Genomic DNA, 19,834 nt, shown 5'->3' on the forward strand with positions numbered 1-19,834 from the left:
AGATTCATCATTTCATTACTTCCCGTGCTGAATGAGATCAATTTCCTGGAAGCGACTAACTTCTTTTTCCCACCGTTCTTCTACATATTTGCGGTGAACCGGATGATCATTGTATGTATCATATGCAGCCTGGTTGGCGAAGACCATTGAAAAGCTATAGTCAAATTCATTTTTTTCGCTCACCTGACGCAAGACCTGAAATTGCTCTACACCGGGAATATTCGCCAGTGCATCCGCACTCTCTTTCAAAAATGCCTCTGCTTCGGGTGTATCTTTACCTGCGTAAAGTGTAAACGTTACCATATGATTGATGCTGCTCATCTCTATTTCCTCCTCCAATATGTCTGATTCTGTTTCCTAGTGTACATCCGAATGTGTTGTAAGCGCAATAATTGGTTGAATTAATTTTAGAGGAAATGAATATGTATGAGTATTAGAATTACTTTTACTCTGAATTACATGGGTTTACTAATCGGTATGCAAACAAAAAAACCTCAGGATTAATCCCGAGGTTTTCTTGTAATGGTTGGACAACCTATTTGATGTTGTATTTACGGTTAAATTTATCAACACGACCACCGATGTCCACGTTTCTTTGTTTACCAGTGAAGAATGGGTGGGATGCGGAGCTAGTGTCCACACGGATTACTGGGTAAGTGTTACCATCTTCCCATTCCATTGTCTCGTTCGAGAATTTAGTCGAAGAACTCAGGAATTTGTAATCAGCACTTGCATCGAAGAAAATTACTGTTTGTGTCTTTGGATGGATATCAGCTTTTGGCATAATCTATTTACACTCCTTTAATATGGGTACTTCTTAGAATAGAACTAAATTTTATTATACTCTTTTTTTGGACGAAGTACCAGTCGGAATTGAAGAAACGATAAATATTTTACAATTCACTGTGATTTGCACAGGTTTCAGAGTTCAAGTTAAGCCCTTCTCCAATACATTTAGCATATATTCCAACGCTTCAAGTTCATCTCTTCCCCGTGTCTGCAATCTCACCACACTGCCATGTCGAATGGGAAGAAGCGCCATTCCGAGCAGGCTTTTGACATCTACACGATGTTCATGATTCGCATCCATAAATGACAATGAAATATCCGAGGCAAAACGCGAAGCTTGAGAAGAGACAGACATCAGATCATCCCGGTGGAAATCAGAGTGAATCATAAATTCATGTGTTCTCACTACCTTCAGTTCCTTTCGCTAGATGCTATTTAACCAATGTGGTGTGTATAATTTTATATATTAAAATCTTCAAGCATTATACCACGTTATGGAAGCTTGTTTAATCCTTTTATGGCGAAAAATACAAAAAAAGAAACCCTAAATATCAGGGCTCCTTTGAAATAGATTCATTTTCCGTTCGGATACACCATTACTTTGAGACTGCCACTCTTGTTGTGCAATGCCCGCTCCATAGCCTGCTGCGTCTCCTCAAGCGAATAACGGTCAGTAATCAGGGACATCACATCATGCTGACCTGAACTCAGAAATTCAATTCCCGCCGGATACGTATTGGCGTAACGGAAGATTCCGTATATATCTACCTCGTTGTCCGCGATAAAAGGAACATTCAGTGCAATTTCGTCCTGTGCGGGCAGTCCTACAATAGCAAGCTTGCCTCCTCGACGGAGCGAATATAATGCAGACTGAAGTGCCTTCGGATTCCCCGCAGTTTCCCAAGCTGTATCTACACCGACGCCGTTCGTTAACTCACGGATCACCGCCTGTGCATCCTCGTTCCGTACATTAATGGTATGGGTGGCGCCCATACGACGAGCAGCCTCCAACCGTACTTCCTCCAAATCTGTGACGATGATGTGTTCTACGCCAAACGATTTAGCCGCTGCAACAGCCATCAATCCAACAGGTCCCATGCCCATAATGGCAAGTGTGGTGCCAGGAGCCAGTTTACTACGTCGTGCAGCATGAATGCCAACCGAGAAAGGTTCGTTCATGGCTGCCTCTTCAAAAGACAGATGATCCGGGATCGGGAAAACCATATCCTCCCGAATGGTCATGTACTGTACAAATGCCCCATCTACCGGAGGCGTCGCTAGAAATTGCACATCGGGACATAGATTATAACGACCTTCTTTGCATGCCGTGCATCGTCCGCAGGTTACCCCGGGCTCAATGGCTACCCGATCTCCTTCTTTCAGCCGTGATACTCTTGAACCTACAGCCGCTACGATACCTGCACATTCATGTCCAAGTATAATCGGTTTCTCAACTACAAATCGGCCAATTCTACCATGTTCAAAATAATGCACATCCGATCCGCAAACGCCAACGGCCATCACCTGAATGAGCACCTCGTCTTCAGCCGGCTGTGGTACAGCCTGTTCTTCAATGATGATGTGCCCCGGCTCTGTCATGACAGCAGCCTTCATGGTCTCTGGTAATTGATGATGTCCCATATGTTCCCTCCTTCTCGTGTATGCCAACGTTGTTCTTTCCTCCGGAGAAGATCCGACTTCTAGTTTTCGTATCCAGATTAATATATCGTTCTTCCTTGTTCATCTGCAATACCACTTTTGCGATAGAAGTACGTATTGATTATGTCACGCCATTCCTTGGCGTGCTCCGCTTGCCCTGCCTGTAACGCAGACACTTTATCAAATACAGTCGAATCAATCTTGCCTTCCAACTGTCTCCAGGTCTGTGCTAAGGCTTCCGCCTGCTCTGCTCCATCAAAATGTGTATCATAAATGTGCTGAATGACCGTTTTGCCAGAATGCAGAACATGCGTATAAGGGACATGGTGGAAAAATAACAACAGCTCATCCGGACAGGAGTCTACGGATTCATATCTTTCGGCATTTTCGCGGTGGTATTGCGATGTATATCCGGTTCCACTTCTCACAGTCCGGTCCACACCAATGCCATCACAATCGGCAAAATGATACGTACCCCACTTGGAATATTCATAGCCATCCACATTAGGCCCATAATGGTGCTCCGGATTAACCATCCAGCCTACACCTAGTGGTGCTGTATAACTTTCATAGATATCCAATGAATTCAAAAGCATGCCAGAGATTAGACGAACGACCTCTTCGTCATGTCCGAATGTAAGTCTGACCCACTCCTCCGCGATCTCTTTCGATGACAGTTCCGGATTCCAGGCAAGTCTTCCATATCCATATAGATTCGCCTGAGCGAGCGGATGTCCTGTCCAGCAAGCATCTGCACCGATATTGGATACTGCAGCAAAGCCGCTGTAGGGTCTATTGTACAGAGAACCGTCAGCAATGCGTTTGATTTCAGAACCCGGTCCCTTGGCAAACGTATCAAAATCCAATACTTCTTTCCACTGTGGAATAAGATAACAGAGATGCCTCTGCTGTCCCGTATACTCCTGCGTAATCTGGAATTCCAATACCTGATTTGTGTTCTCCATTGCACCGAACAGCGGAGATACGGCCTCGCGAACCTGAAAGTCCATCGGCCCATTCTTGATCTGCAAAATGACGTTATCCGCAAATCGGCCATCCAGTGGTTTGAAGTGGTCATATGCTGCCCGTGCGCGATCCGTTGAGCGGTCACGCCAGTCTTGTTTGCAGTTATAGACGAAGCAGCGCCATATTACTAGTCCACCAAACGGGCGCAGTGCCTCGGCCAGCATGTTCGCTCCATCGGCATGATCACGGTTATATGTGAAGGGTCCAGGCCGATTTTCCGAATCCGCTTTGATCAGATAGCCGCCAAAATCCGGGATTGCCGCATACACCTTGGCTGTCTGAATGTTCCACCATTCACGGACCTGTTCATCCAGCGGATCTGCCGTAAGCAATCCACCAATCTCTATTGGACTAGCATAGTTGGCGCTAAGGAACAATCGGATGCCGTACGCTCTGAATTGGGCAGCAACCTTCGCAACATCACCCAGGAAACGTTCCGTCAGGAACAGGCTCTCACGCTGATGCACGTTTACGTTGTTGATTGAAATGGCGTTAATGCCTGTAGAAGCAAGCAATCTGGCATAATCTCGAATACGTACAAGATCACGAGTGAATTCTCCATTGTCATAGAAAATGGATTTTCCAGCATAACCACGCTCGATGCTGCCGTCCACATTATCCCACTGATTGATCATGCGTAGTGCATTAACAGGCTGCTCGGAAAGGTAGCTTAATCTTCCCATAGCAGGATGCACATCGTTTGAATTTTCTTGCTCCAGAACAAGCTCCCTTAACAGATGAAAAGTACCGTATAGAACACCTTGAGGGGTTTCAGAACCAATAAATAGCCTACCCTGCTCTTTATCTTCGCGGATAATATAACCTTCTCCTTGCACAGTAGAGCGTTCCGTGTCGCTAAAGGCCTGAGCCACGGCTTCTGAACCCGTCCATGTGCCAAGCCAGATCCCTTGTGCCTCCTGGTGGGCTGAATCCGACTTGCTCACTTGACTGACAGTTTCCTGTTTAACTTTCGGTTTGATGCCAAACAGCTTATCCAGTCCCTGAGTCAGCTCGGCTGATGCTGTTGATATAATTTCCTGATCTTCCGCTACAGTCACGATATGACTCCAGACAGGGGCTGATTTTTTGACGGCTCCTTTTACTGCGGTTTGACTTTGAAGATATCCAAGCCACGCATCGTATTGAGGGCCGGAAAAATTCGATTGAAGGGTTGTGTTGCTCATTGTACAGCCTCCTTGCTGGCATAGATCTGCTCCAGACGATTACCTTTGCCTTCGAGCAACCATAGAATTGATGTTACTCCGCGCGGGTAATACTTGCTTCCGACCGCCACACCTGCCAGGATCTGGTCACTCCAGCACCAGTAAGATTCCTCTGGATGCAGCAGCCAGTTTACATGAGCAGCGTCAGATGCCTTCCCTGTTTCATCCCATTCCACGCCCAGCAGTTCTCGTGCGATGAACTGGGATAGATATATTTTGCTGAGCCATGAGTTATTGCTCGTAGAAGACAGTTTCCAGCCTCCATCTTCAAACAGGCATGTACCAGGGACAAGAACCGTTTTAAAGTGGGTTCGGAGTGCTTGCAGGTAAGGACCGAAACGGCCATTTACATCCAGCGCACCTTCACAGCCGGTAAAGTATGGGAACACCAAGCCTTCAATGGCCGGAATGATACGGGAATCATTATTTTCGGCGATAACTGCTGGAATGTAACCACCATCGGTTAACTGGGCTGCGATACTGGCTGCACAGCGATCCGCCTGACGTCCTGCGTGATGAGACAAATCAGCCAGCTTCTCTGCAGCGAACAGCTTCTCCAGGGCTACATAGACGGCCCAGCATTTTCCAGCCAGATAGATGTTGTTGCGGGATTGTCCAAGTGACACATCCAAGCTGTCGTAAGTGGTAATCTCGGCTCCGCCTTTGGTACGACTGCTATCCAGCCCCATCAGGCCGTTGCGTTCGTTTTCATCCGGATGATCCCGGTTTAACATGCTTTCAAAGCAATCCCGAATGACGGGCAGCATCTCTTTAACAAATTCCCGGTCCTGCGTCTGTTCAATATATACAGTTGCACAGCAGAGCCAGTTGACCAGTTCCTCGTGGCTCATTTGCGAGAAGCAGTCATCGATACCTACCAGTTCATATGCCGAGTGCCCCGGACGTGAGAATACATTGGCTACGCCGATATCATGCGTGAACGTAATGCCGCCCGGATATTCCTTCTCTTCGCCCGGGAACCGCACTTGATCCGTATAACTGTAACGTTTCACAAACCACTCCAACTCGTTACGCACGGTCCAAGGGTTTAGTGCAAGTTCAAAATACAACTGATCTGCGGTCAGATCAAGTGTGTTCATCATCCGGTATTCGCCTTCATTTACGATCCAGAACGGCTCTCCATCCGCATCCAGCAGTTGTGTACTTGCATAATAGCTGTGAATAGAATGGGCAAGCATAAATGACTGATCTTCACTCAAAGCAGCTACACCGAGACCTTGCTCAACTTCCTTACAGGAAGCAGTCAGCTCGTTGAAACGGCCAAGCGCGTATTTTCCGGCATCCAGGATATCTGCAAAATAACGTGTATACCAATAGGTCGTGTCCATACCCGTAGTAACGATCCCGCCGCGATAAAAACAGACGGCAAATTGGTATGTACGCTTCTCTCCTGCGGGAACGTCCATCAGCAGAGCAGCTGTTTCGCCCAGTCCGAACGCGAGATTCTCACGATGTTTCTCCTGCAATATCTTCTCCAATGTAAATCCTCGAGCAGGCCATAGACCCTCATCCGCAGATAAAATGGCGGTTAGGCGACCTTGTCCAACTCCGGTTAATGACCCACCCTCAGGCCCTCCGACGATGCGCATGGCTGAGTAAGGATCATTACCTTGGTAGCCAAAATATGCTTTACGCGGCTGCTGTCCTTGCGTGTTATCAATTGTCATTTCCACCAGCACCGTAGGCACAAGTGCATCCATTAATGCTTCACGATCACCACTCAGCGGTTCGGGTACAGGACGCACAGGTGAGTAGATACGGAAAGTCAGATCACCTGCCGTCCACGTATCTGTTCCAGAAGTAAACTCGCGCGTAATCTCTTCATCGCGGAATGCTGAAATTAGTGGGCGTGTTCCCTGTGATGCCGCTGGTGTGCTCAATCCATTTTCTGTCGAGGCCGAAGACACCTGATCTGAATCCGAGTTGTCCACTTTCTCTACATCATATCGAACGCTTGCATCTTCAACGGCTTCGAAAAATGGTAAAGCTTCGTAGTGCTCACTATCGCGAGATTGTAAACCGATATATACGTTCTGATCTGCTGGCTTGCCAAGCTCCAGGCCTAGTCCGCCTTTGGCTCCTTTGTATCCAAGCGTAAAGCTGGCAAAAGCCCCGATCGGTGAGTGATGGGCATTATAAAAGATGGATTTGGATGTGCTCATGAACGATGACCCCTCTCAAAATGGTTTGCATACGTTTTCATTAGCCCCATCCTACCATGGGCATTCCACCGTAGACCATGGTCAAATCAATCGGATATTTACCCAAATCAAGCTAATAGACTATAATATAAATAAAGCGGTTACATCTGTTTCCATATTTTTTATCAAGGGGGTCTCCCATGTCTTCCACCTATTTGCCTCCCGCTTTGGGAGAGAGTGTACATGAAGTATTTTACCCGGATGTACAAACAACGGTGAATTTGTTCGCTATACATTTGCGAAGTGTCGGGGCCGATTGGGATTATCCAGCCCATGAACATCCACAATATGAGCTGAATTATGTAACGGAAGGCGAACAATACATGACCGTGGACGGCAAGCTGTATATTCAAAAGGCTGGAGAATTACTCCTGATTCCTCCAGGGAGCATTCATTCCAGCCTGAGCCATAAAGGCAAGGGTTTTACGTATTTTTGCATGCATTTTGATATCGATGATCAGTTATTTCTCTCTTTGCTTGCACGAATCAAGCAGGTTTTGTTCGATGCAGATAGTCCGGTTACCCGCCAGATCGAGCCTGTCCTTCGCAAATTAATGTCTTCAGCGGATAACCGGGCGGCGAGTACGATGGTACAGCGCATGCAGCTGCAATCTGCGGTATTTGAGTTGTTCGGCCATTTATGGGAGGCTGTCTCTCAGGAAGCCGCACAATTGTTCACGGATGGATATGAGAAGATCGAACTGGCCCATCAAATTCGTAATCGGCTGCAAGGACTGGTGAGTCAGCAATTTAAGCAGGGACGTGAGTCTACCAGCCATTATGGCATTGATGATATTGCAGCAGAGCTGGGCATCAGTTCCTCACATTGTAACCGTGTATTTCGGCAGGTATATGGTCAGTCTCCGCGTGTATATTTATCTGAAATGGTTCTGCATGAAGCCAAAGTTCTGCTGGGCAACCCTAAGTTGTCGGTTCAGAACATCGCTGCCATGCTAGGTTACAAGGATATTGCCCATTTCAGTCGTCAATTCAAGCGCTGGTCAGGGATATCACCCACACGCTATAGACTGGAACAGCCTGCTCCCGAATGAGCTTCATCCTTTGAACATCATTCCAGTATGATATTTAATTTGCTTACGATTAAACGTCAGTTATTTTATTTTAATAGACGTTTAATCGTCTTCAGCTTGTTATCGTATGGCGGATATAAAATAGATAAGTTCAATCTAGTGCTCTTTTTGAGCACACTTTTCATATGAGAGAAGGTCTCCAGGCTATACCGCCCGTGATACGAGCCAAGGCCGGAATGTCCTACCCCTCCAAACGGCAGACGTGGGTTGGCTACATGGGTAATCGTATCGTTAATGCATCCTCCCCCAAAAGAAACCTCTCGCATCACTTTATCTTGTAATTGTGTATCCGATGTAAAGAGATAGAGGGCCAGCGGTTTCGGCCGCTTCACAATACCTGCAATCGCCTCATCAATATGGGAATAACTGATAATCGGCAGAATCGGACCGAAAATTTCGTCTTCCATCGTAGCTGCTTCCCACGATTCAGCATCAATAAATGTCGGTTCAATAAAACGGTCTTCCTCATCGGATTGACCACCATAGATGACATGAGCCTGATCACGTTCAATAAGAGTCGTGAGACGTTTGAAATGCGCCTTATTGACGATTCTCCCATAGTCACGATTATGCTGGATATCTGTCCCAAAGAACGCTTCCACTACTGCTTTCATTTCGGAGATCAACGAATCTTTCACCTGTTCATGCACAAGCAGATAATCTGGAGCGATGCAGGTCTGACCCGTATTGAGCAGCTTTCCCCATATAATACGCTGTGCAGCCACTTTAATATCTGCATGCTTATCCACGATGACCGGACTTTTACCGCCAAGCTCCAGTGTCACTGGAACGAGATTTTTGGCAGCGGCCTGCATGACGATTTTGCCAACGGGTACACTTCCTGTAAAAAAGATATAGTCAAAAGGCGCATTAATAAGCGCCGTGGTTGTATCTTTGGCTCCTTCGACCACGTGAACGTATGATGGTTCGAATACCGAGCTAATCATCTCGCGAATAACAGCTGATACGGCTGGTGTGTTCTCTGATGCTTTGAGTACTGCCGTATTGCCAGCTGCCAACGCGCCAACCAGGGGTTCAATTAACAGCTGGAATGGATAATTAAAAGGTCCAATAATCAATACCGCACCATATGGCTCAGGAATGATATAACTTTTAGACCCGATCAGCGCGAGTTGGGTTTTGACTTTAACCGGCTTGACCCATTTCTTCACTTGCCGAATGGTGTGCGTGATACTATCCAGCATGAATCCAATCTCTGTAGTATACGATTCGAACTCACTCTTGCCCAAATCCTGATAGAGCGCCTCAGTAAGACGGGACTCATACTTCTGAATCGCCTGTTTCAACCGGGTTAAATGTGTAATGCGAGACTCAGCCGAACGAGTAGCCCCTGAGCGAAAATACTGCCGTTGCTGCTGTAAAATTTCTTCGACTTCATGTTCGCTTAATTCCTGCATGACACTCATATAATACAACTCCTTTTCCGAGTTAATGATGATTAGTTTAAACATACGAACATATAGTCCACATGCCTAGGCATGTTAACAACTCTTGCTTATAAGCACTCTTCTTCCAACGCCCCAACCAGTTCCTTCAATAATTCCACTGAAGACCTTAATGAAGCGGAATAATATCGTTGTGTACCCTTCTGTTCTACAGAGATGAGCCCTTTTTCAAGCAATAACTTGAGATGATGAGATATAGCAGGTCGTGACAGGTTGAACTGTTCTGTAATTTCATTCACTGTCATGCTGCCCTTCTCACTAAGAGCAAGTAAAATCGCCTGACGATGATTGTCGCTAAGTACCTGGAATAAGGGGATGCAGGTTTGAAAAATAGATATCGCTTTTTGTCCCATAGTTTCACCTCTATATGTTCTACAGATATCACAGTTGTCATGTCTGTTGGTTTAAACGTTTGAACCTAATGACTATAGTTTACTCCAGCATCTCGCTAACAGCAAGCTATATGCGATAGATTTTAGAACAACTTATATAAAGCGCTTCCACACTACCATACAAGTATGGTAGTATATCCTTGAAGGAGTTGAGATTATGGAATTTCCCCCTAGGTCTTCGTCCAAAGCCGAATTATTATCATCCTTAATAAACCCGTCTTCTCTGAACAAACAAACATTCTCTTCTCGTGAGGCGGTCTATACGACGTTGAAGCAGTTAATTCTGAGTTTAAAGCTGCCTCCCGGTACCGCCATCTCGGAGAAAGAGATCTCGCTTGAGTTCAATGTAAGTCGGACCCCTGTTCGAGAAAGCTTCGTCCGATTAGCGCAGGAAGGTCTGCTGGAAGTCTATCCACAGCGAGGTACCTATGTATCTCTGATTCAGGTTGATCTTGTGGAGGAAGCACGTTTCATGCGTGAGCAGCTTGAGCGTGCCGTCATACGGCTCGCGTGTGTGCAATTTCCAGATGAACACATGAAAATACTGGAGCAGAACCTTGCGCAGCAGCAGGAATGTATACTTGAACCGGATGATGAACGAATGTTCGGATTGGATGAGGAATTCCATAGTACTCTCTTTGCAGGCTGTAACAAAAAAAACACCTGGTCCGTGATCCAGCATATGAACGTGCATCTGAACCGGAGTCGAATGCTCCGTCTGTCTTCGGATCATCATTGGGATCATTTGCTCGAACAGCATCGATCCATGGTTCAGGCGATACAACAGCACGATGCCCAAACGGCGGAGCACATTATGCAGGAACATCTGCATTTGACCGTTACGGATCTGGCTGTCCTGCGGGATACATACCCTTCCTATTTTCAATGATGATGGATCTACCTGTTCTTTAAACTAATCTTGATGAGGTGAATGTGATGAGAATGGTTTTTCGCTGGTTTGGAGAAGGCAATGATACCGTAACACTTGACCACATCCGGCAGATTCCCGGAGTCGAAGGCATTGTATGGGCGCTGCATGATGTTCCGGCAGGTGAGGAATGGCCCATGGACAAAATTCTGGCAGTCAAAGCTGCTGCAGATCAGGCTGGGTTACATCTGGATGTCGTTGAGAGTGTTAACATTCATGAAGACATCAAGCTCGGTCTGCCTACACGTGATCAATATATTGAGAATTACAAAAAAACGATGGAAAAACTCGCCCAGGTAGGCGTTAAAGTGATCTGTTACAACTTCATGCCGATCTTTGATTGGCTGCGTACCGATTTGCATAAGGAGATGGAAGATGGCTCTACCGCCCTCTTCTACGAGAATAGCAAAATCGCCGATATTGAACCGCTGGAATTGGTTCGACGCATCACTGAAAATTCCGCATTGACGATGCCTGGCTGGGAACCGGAACGATTGCAGTATTTAACAGGTCTGTTCGAAGCCTATAAGGATGTAACAGAGGAAGATATGTGGGAACACGCCCGTTATTTCCTGCAGGAGATCATTCCTACTGCTGAACGGTTAGGTATTCGAATGGCCATTCATCCGGATGATCCGCCTTGGCCAATCTTTGGACTGCCAAAGATTATTACGAGCCAAGACAATGTTCGCAGATATCTGAACTTGTATGATAGCCCTTACAATAGTGTAACGTTGTGCAGCGGCTCTCTTGGGGCTAATGCGAACAATGATATTATCGGTATGATCCACGAGTTCAAGGACCGTATTCCTTTTGCCCATATCCGTAATGTCAAAATCTACGATAATGGAGACTTTATCGAGACATCCCACCGCAGTCAGGATGGAAATGTCGATATTGCCGGTGTTGTGGAAGCCTATCACGATATTGGATTTGAAGGTTATGCACGGCCGGACCATGGACGTCATCTCTGGGGAGAGCAATGCAGACCTGGGTATGGACTCTATGATCGGGCTCTGGGAATTATGTATCTGTGGGGCGTCTGGGACTCCCTGCAAAGGAGGTCAAAAGCATGAGTGACTTTGCCAAAGAAAGCTCAAGCCGTCTGGAAGGCAGAATAGCTGTAATTACTGGTGGAGCAGGTGTTCTATGTCGTTCCATGGCTGAAGAGCTCGCACGCCATGGTGCAAGTGTAGCCATCCTGAACCGTACCGTATCCAAAGGGGAAGAAGTTGTTGCGGCAATCGAGGCTGCGGGTGGAAAAGCGATCGCTGTAGCTTGTGATGTGACCCAGGCCGATAGTGTAACAGCGGCAGCAGCTGTTGTTCAAGAGAAGCTTGGACCTTGCGATATCCTTATTAACGGAGCGGGTGGCAACAATGCCAGTGCCAATACCACCAATGAAATTTTCAGACAGGAAGATTTGCAACAGCCGGATATCACTACTTTTTTTGATGTAAGTGTCGAGGGATTCCGTCAGGTGATGGATCTGAATTTTGTCGGGTCCCTCATCCCTACCCAAATCTTCGCAAGACAAATGATTGAACGTGATGTTCCAGCTACTGTCATTAATATTTCGTCCATGAGTGCCCCTTCGCCCATGACCAAAGTTCCTGCGTATAGTGCAGCCAAAGCGGCGATTAACAATTTCACGCAATGGCTTGCGGTACATCTGGCCGAATCGGGAATCCGGGTAAACGCCATTGCACCAGGATTCTTCCTGACTGAACAAAATCGTAATCTGCTACTTAAGCCGGATGGCTCGCCGACCGAACGTTCAAGCAAAATCATTGCGCACACGCCAATGCGTCGCTTCGGCAAACCGGAAGATCTTCTAGGCACGCTGATGTGGCTGGCAGATGAAAGTCAGTCCGGTTTTGTTACAGGTACGGTTATTCCTGTGGATGGTGGGTTTATGGCGTACTCGGGTGTATAACCGCAATATTATTTACTTTTAATTGGCCTGACCGATTTAAAGATATGTATCGAATGATTAACCGAAGCCTGGAGCACTTAGCCAGGTTTCGGTTTTTTGCGTTCAAGAATAAGATTATCCAGCCTAGGAAAAGCTTGTTATAGACCACAAAATATGCTGGGTGGAATTAAAAATGACATCAAGCATTTCATTTTCAATCTGTAAGACGAAGCGAAGGAAGGTGATACATACATGATGGAAGAAACTTGGGTTGTTGCTGTGCGATCGATTATCGCCTTTCTGACCCTGATCATCTATACCCGTGTGCTGGGCAAACAACAAATGGGCAACTTGACGTATTTTGATTACATTAACGGTATTACGATCGGTTCCATCGCAGGTACATTTGCGACCGATCTCTCCTCCAAGGCATGGATTCATTTTGTGGCCTTGACCATTTTCACCATTATCACGATTATCTTTCAGTATATTACGCTGAAAAATCGTACCATCTCCAAACTGATGGACTCTGACCCTACACTGATCATCCAGAACGGTAAAATTCTCGAACAAAACCTGAGTAAAATGCGTGTGAAATTCGACGAATTGACCATGATGCTGCGGCAAAAAGATGTATTTGACATCACTACGCTGGATTATGCCATTCTTGAACCGGACGGCAGTCTCTCTGTTGTGTTGAAACCCGAGAATCAACCTGTAACGGCCAAAGACATGCATATGCATCCTCCTAAAAATAAGCTGATGACCGAGATTATCATTGATGGTTTGCTAATTAAGCAAAATCTGGAGGAACGAAACAAAGATACAAATTGGCTCATCGAGCAGCTTAAGAAGCAAAAAGTGACGATACAGGATATTGCTTTTGCCGCCATATTGCCTAACGATAAACTGTATATTGATCTATTTAAGGATAAGATCACCGAAAAAATCGATATGGGCGATTATGAGGGGCCTTTCTAAATTTACATGAAGGAGGCGATTGAATGAAATCGCGTTTCTGGTTGCTGTATGTGCTTCCGATCTGCCTCATTCTTGTGTTCGTTGCGATAATGGCAAGCGGAGCCCTTCTCAAAAAGCCCTTTGGTGCTGATGATCGCTTGCTTGAATCTGTACAAACATTGCAGAAACAGGTTGAGGGCAAAAAATGGACTGAAGCCAAGTCCCAAATCGATTACGCAATGAAAGCCTGGGACAAGATCGTCAATCGCATACAGTTCAGTGTGGAGCGTGAGACGATTTACGATATTCTGGGTACCCTTGCGCGGATGAAGGGCGGTATTGCCGCAGAGGACGATAAGGCGATCATGGAAGAAATTTATTACTTTTATGTGTTATGGGACAATCTTGGAGATTGACACGAAGACACACAAAAAGGCACTCTCCTTTAATAAAAGGAAGTGCCTTCTCTGTTTTTTTAAACATTACGCCCGCGCAATCCACGGGATTTTGAAGTGCGGGCGGAGCTTTCTTTTCGGAAAAAGAGCGTAAGTGCCCCCTTCGCACACCACAGTGCAAACAGTGCAAACAACGTTCCCCAGAACAGCGCTGGTAGAAATGTCTGCTGAGCGAGATTGGCTGCATCCCCTGCCCGGGACGGCTGTGTCCAGGACATTAGCCCAACGTACATGGCGCTAACTACGGACTCTTCCAGCGTGAGGAAAGCCAATAATAAATAATAGAATTTCGCGATTTTGGCACCAAAGATCATAATCACAACATTCAGCGCACTAAAGCCTGTAAGCCAGAGCATGCCGAATTCTCCCCTTACATAGAAGAGAAGCGATACAAGAGCTACACCCGTCATAATGCCGAGCCCCCACATGTGCCGCCCTTTCCGGTAAAGATAGAATAGCAGCCAGGCAAAAAGGGACGCCGTGACATACCCCGCTAAGGAAACCAATATAGATCTGCCTGGTGTTAGCATGGATGAATATGTAACGCCGCTGTGATCTGCGTACAATTCAATGCGCAATACTTTGCCCGATAACAACAGTGTTACCAGCGCATGGCCAAATTCGTGAATCATCGTATCCAGGTTACGGAACAATGAAGAAAAAGGTATAAAGCGAGTCAGTAGCGCCGAACCCACCAGAAACAGTATGGTTTTGAGCCATTTATTCAATCAGGTCCTACCTCCCTTGCCTCCAAGTAAAAATGCCTATCACTGTACTACGTCGCTACACTATAATCGTTTCGATCCGTGAAATGTGCGGGAGCAATATTGCATCCACCAGCAGAAACTCCGGTTATGACCGATGAAAAAAGAAGACAGATCATACCGACCCGTTCCTGTCTCCAGTGTAGCAAGCAATCTGCTCCGCATCTTCGACAGCGCAAAGTTCACAAATCGATCGGCTGCCTCGTTTTGTACAAGTGTAACATAGGCATAAAGAGAATGATCTATCGGTTCATCGAGTGGGCTTACACCAGCGCAAGAAAACTCGGTACGTACGCCCGCTCTGTGAAGGAAAGTCAAGGCAGCGACAAGTTCAGCATCCACTTCGACATCGTTCCAAATCTCCGTCCTCTTCGCTGCCACGGTCTGCTTCTCGCGTTCCGTCCACTGCATTAACTCCAGCTTGCGTCTTCTCCATAGATGGGCAGGTTGCTGGCTTAACAGCACTTCCTGTTCTTCATGTAAATCCATAAGGCGTTTCCTCCCGTTCCCCGCATGATCTCCGTCACCTTGAACAACGAAAAGAGCACATCCCTGTGCTCTCTGCGTGGCCAAAGGCAAAGGAATGGCTGTGCCATTCCTCAGCATGTTGTATTATTGTACCTTTTTCGATGACAGGCATCAAATGGGTTTTCTTTTTTCGTAAACTCTACTTGTTAATAAGCACAAACGCTATTCATTCAACGCCAGTTTCAGTGCCTCCAAATTCTGCCGCATTACACCGATGTAATCCATTCCAGCTGCGATTTCCTCTTCCGTCAATCCTTCAATTGGGTTCAACACAGCTGTTTTGGCTCCTACTTCGTTGGCGATAGTCTCTGACACTTTGGAGGAAACCAACGTTTCGAAGAAAATCGTCTTCACCTGATGCTCCTTGGCAAAATCAATAACGGATGCCATTTGCGCTGCGGAAGGCTCTTGTTCAGGAGACAGACCGGCAATCGGTACTTGCTGCAGACCGTATTCCTGTGCAAGATAGCCGAATGCAGCATGCTGTGTGATGAAATCTTTACGTTTGCTGTCTGCTACAGCTGCTTTGAAGTCCTGATCCAGTGCCTCCAGTTTGACAATGTAGGCATCGGCATTTTGCTTGAATTGATCCGCATGTTCAGGTGCAGCCTGTGCAAGTCCAGCCTCAATATTCCGTACTTCCTTCACGGCAAGTGCAGGTGACAGCCAAACGTGGGGATCAAGTCTACCGTGATCATGATCATGTGTATGTCCTTCTTCTGCTTCAGCGTCATGATCGTGATCATGCTCCTCTGTTGTGGCTTCATCCGCATGATCATGCGTGTCCGTTGTATCGCCATGTTCGTGATCATGCTCATCTTCTTCCGATCCTTCCAGCAGATCAATCCCATGGCTTGCCTCTACTTGAATGAGTTTGGAGTTGCTCAGACTATCCGTAACTTGATCGATCCAGGATTCCATTCCCGCCCCATTATAGACAAGCACATCCGCTTTTTCGATGCTCGCAATATCCTGTGGTGTCGGCTCCCAATCATGCGGCTCCATGCCCGCAGGAACGAGTGTATGAACATTAGCCAGATCGCCAGCTACATTTTTGGTGAATTCGTACATTGGATAAAAGCTGACTTCAACGTTCAGTTTGGCTTCTTCAGTCTCGGCTGGTACCGGCGTGTTGGCCGAGCTGGTACTGGAATCGGAAGCGGACTGATTTTGTCCACAACCGGCTACGATAAGTGTAAGACTGAACAATAGAGCAAGAGCTGATTTTTTATTGAATTTCATGTGGCGTATTCTCCCTTGAATGTATGAATAGAGTTGCACGTTGTTGTTTTCTCTCTTTACGATGACGTTTACGGTTATATCGTCCAATCAGCTTTTGCGCTGATATTCCAATCAATAGAAAGACCAACAGGATAAGAGCAATCGTTCCTCCCGGTGGTGTGTTTAGATGGTAAGAGGTTGTCAGTCCGCTAAAGATACCGATTAATCCAGTGACGACTGCAATAAGGATCGCTGCTGCAAAGCTGCGTGACAATCTCAGTGCCAGGGCAGCGGGCAGTACGATTAAAGCAGACACAAGCAATACGCCAACAATCGGCATGGCTGAAGCAACAGTCATTCCTGTCAGGACAGCAAAGGCAAAGGATAAACCTTTAACCTGAATGCCTCCAATGGAAGCTGTCTCTTCATCAAACGTCAAATTGTACAGTGGCCTTCTGAGTACGATGAAAAAAATCAGTCCAATGACGCACACAGCCGCCATAATCCACAACTGCATATCACTAACGGCAACGATGGAACCGAACAGGTAAGAGCTAAATGTCTTGGACAGATTGGTTTTCAGACTCATGAGCACTACAGCAAGGGCCAGCCCCGACGTCATAATGATCGCTACAGGTACCTCGCTATATGTCAGGTAATTTCGCCGGAGTTGTTCCACCAGCAATGCGCCGATAATCGCAATCGCAAATCCACAGATCACGGGATCTAGGTTCATCACTGAACCCAGGGCAACGCCTGCCAATGAAACATGGGATAACGTATCCGCCATCAGCACCTGACGCCGCAGCATCAGATAAACTCCTAAAATTGGAGCAATGATTCCGATCAGTCCGCCTGCCCAGAAAGCACGCTGCATGAATTCGTACTCAAACACTGCCATTCCTCACTTTCTTGCCGCTCCAGGGTAATCGTCCGGTCCAACCGGTTGCCCATCTCTTCTAATCCGTGGGTGACCATAACAATCGTCAGTCCATGGACGTCTGCATAATGGCGCATCAGATCATAGAACCCTTCACGGCTGCGCCGGTCCATGCCTGTAGTCGGCTCATCCAGTACAAGCACCTGCGGTTGGCCTGCCAATGCTCTGGCAATGCAGATTCGCTGCTTTTGTCCACCAGACAGTTCGCCAACTCTGGCGTTGCGGTATTCCCACATGCCGACTTCCCGCAAGCTTCGTTCCACAATGGCTTCCTGCTCGGATGTAAATCTGCGGAACAAGCCGAGTTTGCGGTAACATCCGGATCGCACCAGTTCGATCACCGTACTGGGAAATCCACTGTTGAACGATGCTACCTGTTGAGGTACATATCCGATGTTCAGCTTACTGCCACGTACGGACTGTGCATTCATATGTACCGTGCCGCTCCAGGGATGTAACAGCCCCAGCAGCAATTTCAGCATGGTTGTCTTCGCAGAACCATTTGGTCCTGTAATGCCGACAAACTCCCCCACATGGATATCCAGTGACAGCTGGTCAATGACTGGCTCTTTGCCGTATCCGAATACCACATCACGCATGGAAGATAGAATCATGGTTTTTCCTCTTTTCGTAATTATTACGATGTAAAAATGACAAAAAAAATTATCTTGTTTCCCGGTGAATGGTCATCTTCTTCAATCGTGGTGAATACTTCTTCAATTCGATCCGTTCCGGATGATTACGCTTGTTCTTGGTTGTTGTATAGTTGCGATCTCCGCACTCGGTGCAAGCTAAGGTTACAATGACTCTCATGGAAATGGCCTCCTTTGATTTATCTAATCGTAATTATTACTATTTAATGAGTTTAGCCCATGCTTTTACGTTTGTCAACTCCACGCAGGAAATGGATCTTTCAGTTCTCGCCAGTTCATTATCATCTCTTCGTCGGTTAGCAGTGTCTCATCTAACGTCCGTTCGATCTCCAGTCGGTCCATGTCTATCCCGATGAACACCAGCTTCGTAATCCGATCACCCCACTGCTCATCCCAATCCGGAATAGGCGGAAGTGTATCACCAAAATGCATTTGTCGCTCTTCGTCACTCATCGCGCCTACCCACAACCCGGCTGGTCCCAACTGCTTGGATGTTCCCGCATGACTAAACGACACCGCCATATGGTTACGTGTAGCCAGCCACATTAAGCCCTTGGAACGAACAATACTCTCAGGCCATTTGGCAATCCAGCGCAGCAAACGCTCCGAATGAAACGGACGTTTCCGATGGTACACAAACGAGTGAATGCCATACTCCTCTGTCTCTGGTGTGTGTTCTTCCTTCATTAATTCGCGGATCCAGCCCGCAGACTGGCTTGCTTTTTCAAAATCAAACCGTCCGGTATTCAATATCTCCCTCGGGTCAATCTGTCCATGTGTGGTGCGAATAAGTCGAGCTTCCGGCTGCATCGCGTGTAGTGCTTTCTCAAGTTTGAGCAGCTCGTCTTCCGTTACCAGATCACACTTGTTCAAAATCAGCACATCACAGAATTCAACCTGATCCGTCAGCAGATGAACGATCCCCCGTACATCATCCTCTCCGGCTTCCTGCCCCCGATCCTTCAATGTTTCTTTGGAATAGAAGTCACGCCAGAACTGGGCAGCATCTACTACCGTTACCATCGTGTCGAGCCGCGTAAATTTCGTCAAATCAATCCCCAGCTCTTCATCAATATACGTAAATGTCTGGGCAACGGGGACTGGCTCTCCAATACCTGTCGATTCAATCAATATATAGTCAAAAGAACCATCCAGCGCAAGCCGCTCCACCTCTTTCAGTAAATCCTCACGCAACGTGCAGCAGATGCAGCCATTGGACATCTCCACCAGCTTCTCATCAATACGTGACAATCCACCACCATCCCGGATCAAGCCAGCGTCAATATTAACTTCACTCAGATCATTCACAATGACAGCGACTCGCATACCCTCCCTATTGTGAAGCACATGGTTAAGCAATGTCGTTTTGCCTGCGCCCAGATATCCACTTAATACAGTCACCGGAACTCGGGGTTGTACCTGTTGTTCTGTCATTTCAATTACTCCCTTCCATTTATCCTCTTAAAACTAAAAAATCGGAATGCTATGTAGCTTCCACTCGACCGATGGGCTGAAAAATAATGATTAATTAATAGTAATTATTACGATTAACAAAATAAACTATACCTGAACCTCGTTTCTTTTGTCAACATAACAAGTTTT

Annotated in this window: 21 protein-coding genes; 6 read left to right on the forward strand and 15 right to left on the reverse strand. The window is 46.7% G+C overall.

Annotation, left to right across the window (positions count from 1 at the left end):
* Nucleotides 1-15: 15 nt before the first annotated feature.
* The 6 genes from CS562_RS04225 to CS562_RS04250 form a co-directional block, all read right to left on the reverse strand.
* The gene (locus CS562_RS04225) at nt 16-321 is read right to left on the reverse strand and encodes a Dabb family protein (RefSeq protein ID WP_076288689.1); all 306 of its coding nucleotides are present in this window, start codon (nt 319-321) and stop codon (nt 16-18) included.
* 214 nt (nt 322-535) lie between these two features.
* Nucleotides 536-784, reverse strand: coding sequence for a type B 50S ribosomal protein L31 (locus tag CS562_RS04230; RefSeq protein WP_062319704.1), 249 nt, complete (start codon nt 782-784; stop codon nt 536-538).
* A 144-nt stretch (nt 785-928) separates the two neighbouring features.
* Nucleotides 929-1,195: an HPr family phosphocarrier protein gene (locus tag CS562_RS04235; RefSeq protein ID WP_063563877.1), complete on the reverse strand. Its 267-nt coding sequence runs from the start codon at nt 1,193-1,195 to the stop codon at nt 929-931.
* Between the two features lie 167 nt (nt 1,196-1,362).
* Nucleotides 1,363-2,430 (reverse strand): NAD(P)-dependent alcohol dehydrogenase, encoded by a 1,068-nt coding sequence (locus tag CS562_RS04240; RefSeq protein ID WP_099853872.1) that lies wholly within the window; start codon nt 2,428-2,430, stop codon nt 1,363-1,365.
* Nucleotides 2,431-2,507: 77 nt separating this feature from the next.
* Nucleotides 2,508-4,658, reverse strand: a complete 2,151-nt coding sequence (locus CS562_RS04245) for an alpha-glucuronidase family glycosyl hydrolase (RefSeq protein WP_099853874.1) — start codon at nt 4,656-4,658, stop codon at nt 2,508-2,510.
* Nucleotides 4,655-6,880: a glycoside hydrolase family 52 protein gene (locus CS562_RS04250; protein ID WP_099853876.1), complete on the reverse strand. Its 2,226-nt coding sequence runs from the start codon at nt 6,878-6,880 to the stop codon at nt 4,655-4,657. Before CS562_RS04250 ends, CS562_RS04245 begins: the two co-directional genes overlap by 4 nt.
* A gap of 179 nt (nt 6,881-7,059) precedes the next feature.
* On the opposite strand from CS562_RS04250, the gene CS562_RS04255 reads away from it, so the two are divergent.
* Entirely contained in the window at nt 7,060-7,971 is a 912-nt protein-coding gene (locus tag CS562_RS04255; protein ID WP_099853878.1) for a helix-turn-helix domain-containing protein, read from the forward strand.
* A 65-nt stretch (nt 7,972-8,036) separates the two neighbouring features.
* On the opposite strand, the gene CS562_RS04260 is transcribed toward CS562_RS04255, so the two are convergent.
* Both CS562_RS04260 and CS562_RS04265 read right to left on the reverse strand, forming a co-directional pair.
* Entirely contained in the window at nt 8,037-9,428 is a 1,392-nt protein-coding gene (locus CS562_RS04260) for an aldehyde dehydrogenase (protein WP_099854576.1), read from the reverse strand.
* A 98-nt stretch (nt 9,429-9,526) separates the two neighbouring features.
* Nucleotides 9,527-9,829 carry an ArsR/SmtB family transcription factor gene (locus CS562_RS04265; RefSeq protein WP_076288684.1) on the reverse strand — a complete coding sequence of 101 codons (303 nt, stop codon included), beginning with the start codon at nt 9,827-9,829 and terminating at the stop codon, nt 9,527-9,529.
* Between the two features lie 196 nt (nt 9,830-10,025).
* Here CS562_RS04265 and CS562_RS04270 point away from each other — a divergent pair, with 196 nt between their 5' ends.
* The 5 genes from CS562_RS04270 to CS562_RS04290 all read left to right on the forward strand — a co-directional run bounded on the left by CS562_RS04270 (nt 10,026) and on the right by CS562_RS04290 (nt 14,087).
* Nucleotides 10,026-10,757: a GntR family transcriptional regulator gene (locus CS562_RS04270; protein ID WP_083678849.1), complete on the forward strand. Its 732-nt coding sequence runs from the start codon at nt 10,026-10,028 to the stop codon at nt 10,755-10,757.
* A 47-nt stretch (nt 10,758-10,804) separates the two neighbouring features.
* Nucleotides 10,805-11,872, forward strand: a complete 1,068-nt coding sequence (gene uxuA, locus CS562_RS04275; protein ID WP_099853880.1) for a mannonate dehydratase — start codon at nt 10,805-10,807, stop codon at nt 11,870-11,872.
* A complete protein-coding gene (locus CS562_RS04280) occupies nt 11,869-12,732 on the forward strand; it encodes an SDR family oxidoreductase (RefSeq protein WP_099853882.1) in 864 nt (287 codons plus the stop codon). The genes uxuA and CS562_RS04280 overlap by 4 nt, the downstream gene beginning before the upstream one ends.
* Before the next feature lie 231 nt (nt 12,733-12,963).
* Entirely contained in the window at nt 12,964-13,692 is a 729-nt protein-coding gene (locus CS562_RS04285; protein ID WP_099853886.1) for a DUF421 domain-containing protein, read from the forward strand.
* A gap of 23 nt (nt 13,693-13,715) precedes the next feature.
* On the forward strand, nt 13,716-14,087 hold the full coding sequence (locus tag CS562_RS04290; RefSeq protein ID WP_063563885.1) for a DUF4363 family protein: 372 nt from the start codon (nt 13,716-13,718) through the stop codon (nt 14,085-14,087).
* 59 nt (nt 14,088-14,146) lie between these two features.
* Here the strand turns inward: CS562_RS04290 and CS562_RS04295 are convergent, their stop codons facing one another.
* The 7 genes from CS562_RS04295 to CS562_RS04325 all read right to left on the reverse strand — a co-directional run bounded on the left by CS562_RS04295 (nt 14,147) and on the right by CS562_RS04325 (nt 19,666).
* Complete coding sequence (locus tag CS562_RS04295) at nt 14,147-14,854, reverse strand: M50 family metallopeptidase (RefSeq protein WP_076288681.1); 708 nt, start codon at nt 14,852-14,854, stop codon at nt 14,147-14,149.
* Nucleotides 14,855-14,914: 60 nt separating this feature from the next.
* Nucleotides 14,915-15,379, reverse strand: coding sequence for a hypothetical protein (locus CS562_RS04300; RefSeq protein WP_099853888.1), 465 nt, complete (start codon nt 15,377-15,379; stop codon nt 14,915-14,917).
* A gap of 201 nt (nt 15,380-15,580) precedes the next feature.
* A complete protein-coding gene (locus tag CS562_RS04305; protein WP_099853891.1) occupies nt 15,581-16,660 on the reverse strand; it encodes a metal ABC transporter substrate-binding protein in 1,080 nt (359 codons plus the stop codon).
* The gene (locus tag CS562_RS04310; RefSeq protein WP_099853893.1) at nt 16,647-17,540 is read right to left on the reverse strand and encodes a metal ABC transporter permease; all 894 of its coding nucleotides are present in this window, start codon (nt 17,538-17,540) and stop codon (nt 16,647-16,649) included. The genes CS562_RS04305 and CS562_RS04310 overlap by 14 nt, the downstream gene beginning before the upstream one ends.
* On the reverse strand, nt 17,486-18,193 hold the full coding sequence (locus CS562_RS04315) for a metal ABC transporter ATP-binding protein (protein WP_099853896.1): 708 nt from the start codon (nt 18,191-18,193) through the stop codon (nt 17,486-17,488). Before CS562_RS04315 ends, CS562_RS04310 begins: the two co-directional genes overlap by 55 nt.
* Nucleotides 18,194-18,242: 49 nt before the next feature.
* Nucleotides 18,243-18,392 carry a 50S ribosomal protein L33 gene (gene rpmG, locus CS562_RS04320; RefSeq protein WP_024631975.1) on the reverse strand — a complete coding sequence of 50 codons (150 nt, stop codon included), beginning with the start codon at nt 18,390-18,392 and terminating at the stop codon, nt 18,243-18,245.
* Nucleotides 18,393-18,466: 74 nt separating this feature from the next.
* The gene (locus tag CS562_RS04325; RefSeq protein WP_076288676.1) at nt 18,467-19,666 is read right to left on the reverse strand and encodes a GTP-binding protein; all 1,200 of its coding nucleotides are present in this window, start codon (nt 19,664-19,666) and stop codon (nt 18,467-18,469) included.
* Nucleotides 19,667-19,834: the final 168 nt, after the last annotated feature.

Origin of the sequence: Paenibacillus sp. LK1 (assembly GCF_002750415.1) — a bacterium.
Taxonomy (GTDB): domain Bacteria; phylum Bacillota; class Bacilli; order Paenibacillales; family Paenibacillaceae; genus Paenibacillus; species Paenibacillus taichungensis.

Bases quoted from the DNA above. Each gene is read 5' to 3' on its own strand.
- CS562_RS04225 (WP_076288689.1), bottom strand. From the start codon at position 321: ATGAGCAGCATCAATCATATGGTAACGTTTACACTTTACGCAGGTAAA.
- CS562_RS04230 (WP_062319704.1), bottom strand. From the start codon at position 784: ATGCCAAAAGCTGATATCCATCCAAAGACACAAACAGTAATTTTCTTC.
- CS562_RS04240 (WP_099853872.1), bottom strand. From the start codon at position 2,430: ATGGGACATCATCAATTACCAGAGACCATGAAGGCTGCTGTCATGACA.
- CS562_RS04245 (WP_099853874.1), bottom strand. From the start codon at position 4,658: ATGAGCAACACAACCCTTCAATCGAATTTTTCCGGCCCTCAATACGAT.
- CS562_RS04250 (WP_099853876.1), bottom strand. From the start codon at position 6,880: ATGAGCACATCCAAATCCATCTTTTATAATGCCCATCACTCACCGATC.
- CS562_RS04255 (WP_099853878.1), top strand. From the start codon at position 7,060: ATGTCTTCCACCTATTTGCCTCCCGCTTTGGGAGAGAGTGTACATGAA.
- CS562_RS04260 (WP_099854576.1), bottom strand. From the start codon at position 9,428: ATGCAGGAATTAAGCGAACATGAAGTCGAAGAAATTTTACAGCAGCAA.
- CS562_RS04265 (WP_076288684.1), bottom strand. From the start codon at position 9,829: ATGGGACAAAAAGCGATATCTATTTTTCAAACCTGCATCCCCTTATTC.
- CS562_RS04270 (WP_083678849.1), top strand. From the start codon at position 10,026: ATGGAATTTCCCCCTAGGTCTTCGTCCAAAGCCGAATTATTATCATCC.
- uxuA (WP_099853880.1), top strand. From the start codon at position 10,805: ATGAGAATGGTTTTTCGCTGGTTTGGAGAAGGCAATGATACCGTAACA.
- CS562_RS04280 (WP_099853882.1), top strand. From the start codon at position 11,869: ATGAGTGACTTTGCCAAAGAAAGCTCAAGCCGTCTGGAAGGCAGAATA.
- CS562_RS04285 (WP_099853886.1), top strand. From the start codon at position 12,964: ATGATGGAAGAAACTTGGGTTGTTGCTGTGCGATCGATTATCGCCTTT.
- CS562_RS04290 (WP_063563885.1), top strand. From the start codon at position 13,716: ATGAAATCGCGTTTCTGGTTGCTGTATGTGCTTCCGATCTGCCTCATT.
- CS562_RS04300 (WP_099853888.1), bottom strand. From the start codon at position 15,379: ATGGATTTACATGAAGAACAGGAAGTGCTGTTAAGCCAGCAACCTGCC.
- CS562_RS04305 (WP_099853891.1), bottom strand. From the start codon at position 16,660: ATGAAATTCAATAAAAAATCAGCTCTTGCTCTATTGTTCAGTCTTACA.
- CS562_RS04310 (WP_099853893.1), bottom strand. From the start codon at position 17,540: ATGGCAGTGTTTGAGTACGAATTCATGCAGCGTGCTTTCTGGGCAGGC.
- CS562_RS04315 (WP_099853896.1), bottom strand. From the start codon at position 18,193: ATGATTCTATCTTCCATGCGTGATGTGGTATTCGGATACGGCAAAGAG.
- rpmG (WP_024631975.1), bottom strand. From the start codon at position 18,392: ATGAGAGTCATTGTAACCTTAGCTTGCACCGAGTGCGGAGATCGCAAC.
- CS562_RS04325 (WP_076288676.1), bottom strand. From the start codon at position 19,666: ATGACAGAACAACAGGTACAACCCCGAGTTCCGGTGACTGTATTAAGT.